Origin of the sequence: Bacillus sp. FF-1 (assembly GCF_028548245.1) — a bacterium.
GTDB lineage: Bacteria > Bacillota > Bacilli > Bacillales > Bacillaceae_G > Bacillus_A > Bacillus_A paranthracis.
The window spans coordinates 1-556 of sequence record NZ_JAQQGG010000035.1; the positions used below are offsets into that span (position 1 = coordinate 1).

Below are 556 nucleotides of genomic sequence, written 5' to 3' on the forward strand. Positions count from 1 at the left end.
CGAAGTCGGTGGGGTAACCTTTTGGAGCCAGCCGCCTAAGGTGGGACAGATGATTGGGGTGAAGTCGTAACAAGGTAGCCGTATCGGAAGGTGCGGCTGGATCACCTCCTTTCTATGGAGAATTGATAAGCGCTGCTTATCAATATAAGTTTCCGTGTTTCGTTTTCGTTTAGTTTTGAGAGTTCAATAAAAAGTATTGACTCTTAAATGAGGATATGATATAAATAAATCCTGCAATTTGTATGGGCCTATAGCTCAGCTGGTTAGAGCGCACGCCTGATAAGCGTGAGGTCGATGGTTCGAGTCCATTTAGGCCCACCATACAACTTGGGGCCTTAGCTCAGCTGGGAGAGCGCCTGCCTTGCACGCAGGAGGTCAGCGGTTCGATCCCGCTAGGCTCCACCAAAAAGCTATTTTAAATAGCAAATGGTATGTTCTTTGAAAACTAGATAACAGTGTAGCTCATATTTTTTAATTTTAGTTTGGTTAAGTTAGAAAGGGCGCACGGTGGATGCCTTGACACTAGGAGTCGATGAAGGACGGGACTAACGCCGAT

2 tRNA genes and 1 rRNA gene are annotated in these 556 nt (G+C 46.0%); all 3 read left to right on the forward strand.

From position 1 onward, the window contains the following. Positions 1–112 (forward strand): 16S ribosomal RNA (locus PQF83_RS28450); the annotation flags it as partial. A 132-nt stretch (positions 113–244) separates the two neighbouring features. Beyond that, a tRNA-Ile gene (locus PQF83_RS28455) sits at positions 245–321 on the forward strand. An 8-nt stretch (positions 322–329) separates the two neighbouring features. After that, a tRNA-Ala gene (locus tag PQF83_RS28460) sits at positions 330–405 on the forward strand. Positions 406–556: the final 151 nt, after the last annotated feature.